The sequence below is a fragment of the Variovorax sp. 01T439_2 genome (assembly GCF_056398445.1).
Window position 1 is genome coordinate 1 of the sequence record NZ_JBFTPJ010000429.1, and the last position, 4,809, is coordinate 4,809.

The window sequence follows — 4,809 nt, forward strand, 5'->3', positions numbered from 1 at the left end:
CGCCCTCGCGCTCTGGGGCAGCTGGCTCTGCGGGGCTGTCGTGGTGGCGGCCCTGTGGCGCCATCGCGCCGAGCGCGCCTACCTGTGCATCGTCGCGGCGCTCGCAGGCGCGACATCGGCGATGGCGCATGCCATCGCACTGTCTCTGGACATGCCCCGGCCCTTCGTGCTGGCGCTGTCACCGGCCTACATCGAACACGGGGGACGCGGCAGCCTTCCCAGCACGCACGCGGCCGTCATGTTCATGGTGGCGCTGGCCTTCCTGCTGCGCCCCCGCCTGCGCGCGCTTGGCGTGCCGCTGCTTGCGCTGGCGGCCGCCACCGGGTGGGCACGCATCTACGTGGGCGTCCATTTCCCGCTCGACATCATCGCGGGCCTGTTGCTGGCCGGTGTGATCGCCGCGGCGCTGGCCCTCGTGCAATGGTGCGTGCATCTTGCCCTGCCACGAACCGGCGGCGCATCCGGCGGCAAGGACGCGGCCGGTTCGCTGTGGAGGCCTTCATGATCTCCTCGACCGCTGCCGAACCCGCGTCCGCGTCCACCGCGGCCCCGCACGCGCAGAGCGCGACCGGGACGCAGCAACGCAGCATTTCCTGCGTGATCCCGTGCTTCAACGAGGCGGCCAACCTGCGGCAATTGCTGCCCCTGCTCGAAGAAACACTCTGGGCCACGGGAATGCGCTGGGAGATCATCGTCGTGGACGATGGCAGCACCGACGACACCGCGGCCGTGGCCCAGGCCTGGTGCGAACTGACGGGCTTCCGGTGCATCTGCCTGTCGCGCAACTTCGGCAAGGAGGCGGCGCTCTCGGCCGGCCTGGCGGCCGCTGCAGGCGACGCGGTGGTTGTGCTCGACGGCGACCTGCAGCACTCTCCGTCGCTCATCCGCGCCATGCTGGACCACTGGAAGGCCGGCGCGGAGGTGGTCTATGCGGTGCGCCAGGAGCGCAGCGACGAGAGCCGCCTCAAGCAGATCGGCAGCCGGATCTTCTACCGGCTTCTGAACGCGTCGGACCGCTTCGCGGTGCCGCAGGATGCGGGCGATTTCCGGCTGATGGACCGGCGGGTGGTCGATGCGCTGACCAGCCTGCCCGAGCGCAGCCGCTTCATGAAGGGCCTGTATGCATGGGTCGGCTTCCGGGCCGTGGCCATGCCCTACACGCCCAGGCCGCGCGCCGCAGGCGCCAGCAGCTTCAATGCGCGGCGGCTGTTCGCCCTGGCCATCGACGGGCTCACCGCGTTCACCACCTGGCCGCTGCGCATGGTCAGCGTGGTGGGGCTGCTGTTCGCCGTGCCCGCGCTGTCATATGGCGCCTACGTGGTCCTCGACCACCTGATGTTCGGCAACCCGGTCTCGGGCTGGAGCACGATCGTGGTCAGCCTGATGTTCTTCATCGGCGTGCAGATGATCTTCACCGGCATCGTGGGTGAGTACGTGGCGCGCATCTACGAAGAGGTCAAGGGCCGGCCGCTCTACGTGGTCCGCCGCGAAAGCGGCGTCGGCCTCGAGGCCGACCAGCCATGAAGCGGTCCGGCAGCACCACATGGTGGACATCGCCGCAGCCGCTGTGGCTCGTCGCGGCTCTTTTCGCCTGGCTCATCGCCACCGCCTGGGTCCGCCCGCTGATGGCACCCGACGAGGGGCGCTATGCCGGCGTGGCGCTGCAGATGCTGTATTCCGGCGACTGGCTGGTGCCGCGGCTCGACGGCCTGCCCTTTTTCCACAAGCCGCCGCTCTTCTACTGGATCGGCGCCGGCGCGATGGCGCTGGCGGGCCCGGTCGAATGGGCGGCGCGGCTGCCTTCCRTCCTGGGTGCGGTCGCGGCGGCGGCGGCGCTGTTCCTCTTCCTGCGCCGCTGGTCGACGGTGCGGCTCGCCCTGTTGTCCACCGTGGTGCTCGTGACCACGCCCTTCTTCTTCCTGGGTGCACAGTTCGCAAACCTCGACATGCTGGTGGCCGGCTGCATCGCGGGCACGGTGCTGCTGGGCGCCGGCGCCGTGCTGGCCAGGGAGCGCGGCGAACCCTGGCGCGCGATGCTGGCGTGCGCCTACCTGTTCGCTGCGGCCGGTCTGCTCGCCAAGGGGCTGATCGGCGTGGTGCTGCCGGCGGCGGTGCTGCTGGCCTGGTGCGCGGTCACGCGCAAGAGCGCCGTGCTGCGCCTGGCCGCCTGGCAGCCGGGATGGGCGTTGCTGCTGGCCGTGGCCGGCCCGTGGTTCGTCGCGATGCAGATGAAGTATCCGGAGTTCTTCGACTACTTCGTGGTCACGCAGCATTTCCGGCGCTTCGCGTCCTCGGGCTTCAACAACGAGCACCCGTTCTGGTTCTACCTGCCGGTGCTGGCGGGCCTCACGCTGCCCTGGTTCGGCTGGCTGCTCATGCCGCGGCGCCAGGAGGCGCCGCCTGCAGGACGCCGGCTCTCCGAGATCGACTGGCTGATGTGGATCTGGCTCGCGGTCATCGTGGCCTTCTTCTCCGTCCCGCGTTCCAAGCTGATCGGCTATGTGCTGCCGGCGCTGCCGCCGCTGGCGTACCTGATCGCGCAGCGCGCGCTGGCGGGCCGGCCGCTGGAAGCGCTGCTGCCCAGGCTGCGCGCCATGGCCCTCGCCGCCGCGGCCGTGTGCGTGGCCTGCCTGATGGCGATCGTGGCCTATGCCCCGCCGCCCGGCGCCCGGCTGCGGCCTCCGGCGGAGCTGGCCGCGGCGCCCGGCGACCAGGTCGTGATGCTCGACAGCTACACCTACGAACTGCCGTTCTACTGGCGGCTGCGCAATCCGGTGCTCGTCGCGGCCGACTGGAAGGCGGCCGGCGACGAGGGTCGCGACAACTGGCACAAGGAGCTGCTGGACGCGGCGCGCTTCGATCCCGCACGCGCGGCCGCCACGCTCGTCGAGCGGTCGCGATTGGCAAGCACGCTCTGCAGCCCGCGCACCAGCTGGCTGGTCGGGCCCAGCAACGCGCAGCTGGCGAACCCCTGGCTGGCGCGCGCGCAGCTGGTCGCGTTCAACAAGCGCATTGCAGTGTGGCGATTCGCCGGCAGCACGGCGCACGATCAGCATTGCCTGGATCTTTCGCCCGGGGCGCCCGCGCCCGCCACGCCAGCGGCGACGGAAAAGAAGACGGACGGCAATGACTGAGGCCAGCGGAATACAGCCGATTCCGGCTTCGCGCCATCTCTGCATCTGCGCGGACGATTTCGGCATGAGCGCGGGCATCAACTCGGCCGTCTTCGATCTGGCCGAGCGGGGCGCCATCTCCGCCACCAGCGGCATGGTGCGCCGCAGCGCCTGGAAGGGCGGTGCGTGCGCGCTGAGACACTTCGATACGAGCCGGCTGGACGTGGGCCTGCACCTGGACCTCACGCGGCCGGCCATCGCCGACGGCGCCGAACCCGGGCTGGCGGGCCTGATCGCGAGGACCTGCATGCGCACCGTCGATGCCCAGGCGCTGCGCGCCGACATCCGCGACCAGCTGGACCGCTTCGAGGATGCGATGGGATACGCGCCCGCCTTCGTCGACGGGCACCGGCACGTGCACCAGCTGCCGGTGGTGCGCGAACTGCTGGTCGAGGAAATCGTGCGGCGCTACCCCATGCCGCGGCCGTGGCTGCGCTGCACCGCCGCGGCGGCCCCGGGCGCTGCCGCCGGCGGCATCAAGGCCGGCATCATCCATGCGCTGGGCGGCGCCAGCCTGCGCGCGCTCGCGCGGCAGCACGGCATTCCGGTGAGCCGCGGCCTGGTCGGTGTCTACGATTTTTCGGGCAGTGCGGCCGACTACCGGCAGCGCCTGTCCGCCTGGATCGCCGCCAGCCGCAGCGGCGACGTGCTGATGTGCCACCCGTCCGCCGGCCTCTTGCCGAGCGACCCGCACGGCGCCGCGCGGCTGCGCGAATACGCCGTCCTGCGGGAGCTGGAGTTCCCGGTGTCCACGCGCTTTGGCGAGGTCGACATTGCACCGCTGTCGCACATGCTCCGAATGGACGAGTCCGCTTTTGTCCAGGCCGCCGAATAACGCGGCGGTCCTGCCGGCCGGCCGCCGGCAGCGCTCGAGCGCCGATCCTTACTGCAGCATCGCAGGCGCCGGTGCGAGGCAGCGCTGCACAAAGGCCGACAGGGCACCCACGTCGGGAATCTGCACGTCGCGGCGGCCCTTTTCCACGAACTCGATCACCTTGTCGCGCGCCAGCCTCGACAGCGCCCGGCTCACGCTCTCGAGCGTCATGCCCAGGTAGTTGCCGATTTCGGCACGCGTCATGCGCAGCGTGATCTGGTCGGTGCGCATGCCGCGCTCGGCCAGCGATTCGGCCCAGTAGCGCAGGAAGTCGGCCACCCGCGCATCGGCCGGCAGCGTGCACACCGACATCAGCGAATCGCGGTCATGGGCGATCTCGCGGCTCATCGCGGTGTGGAACACCTGCAGCAAGGCAGGCTCCGCAAGCGATGCGGCCAGCAGCGCCTCGTAGGAAACGACCCAGACCTCGCCCGTGTCCATGGCCACGGCGTCGCAGGAATAGTGGTTGGAGGCGATGCCGTCGAAGCCGAGCCAGTCGCCGCGGAACTTCAGCCCCACCACCTGTTCGCGCCCGTCCGCGGAGAGGTTCACGATCTTGAAGAAGCCCGAGTTCAGGATGTAGAGATTGCCGAACTGCTCGCCGGCCCGGTAGATCACGTCGCCGGCATGCACCACGCGGCGCTGCGGAGCCAGGCACTCCTTCAGCAGCTGCTGCGTCTCCACCAGCTTCCGGCTGGCCCGCTCGTGGACCGCGATGCCGGCCTTCGGCACTGCTGCGCGTGCGGCGGCTTGGGTCAGGGA

General features: G+C 70.5%; 5 protein-coding genes. 4 read left to right on the top strand and 1 reads right to left on the bottom strand.

Annotated features, from left to right (window positions below):
• The 4 genes from AC1DOC_RS19520 to AC1DOC_RS19535 form a co-directional block, all read left to right on the top strand.
• Positions 1–505, top strand: a 505-nt coding sequence (locus AC1DOC_RS19520; protein ID WP_478130318.1) for a phosphatase PAP2 family protein, incomplete at its 5' end; no start/stop codon positions are given.
• Positions 502–1,524: a glycosyltransferase family 2 protein gene (locus AC1DOC_RS19525; protein ID WP_015865625.1), complete on the top strand. Its 1,023-nt coding sequence runs from the start codon at positions 502–504 to the stop codon at positions 1,522–1,524. The genes AC1DOC_RS19520 and AC1DOC_RS19525, both read left to right, overlap by 4 nt.
• Positions 1,521–3,134 (top strand): ArnT family glycosyltransferase, encoded by a 1,614-nt coding sequence (locus tag AC1DOC_RS19530; RefSeq protein ID WP_478130319.1) that lies wholly within the window; start codon positions 1,521–1,523, stop codon positions 3,132–3,134. Before AC1DOC_RS19525 ends, AC1DOC_RS19530 begins: the two co-directional genes overlap by 4 nt.
• On the top strand, positions 3,127–4,008 hold the full coding sequence (locus AC1DOC_RS19535; RefSeq protein ID WP_015865627.1) for a ChbG/HpnK family deacetylase: 882 nt from the start codon (positions 3,127–3,129) through the stop codon (positions 4,006–4,008). Before AC1DOC_RS19530 ends, AC1DOC_RS19535 begins: the two co-directional genes overlap by 8 nt.
• Before the next feature lie 48 nt (positions 4,009–4,056).
• Here AC1DOC_RS19535 and AC1DOC_RS19540 read toward each other — a convergent pair.
• The coding region (locus tag AC1DOC_RS19540) for a Crp/Fnr family transcriptional regulator (RefSeq protein ID WP_478130320.1) at positions 4,057–4,809 on the bottom strand (753 nt) is incomplete at its 5' end.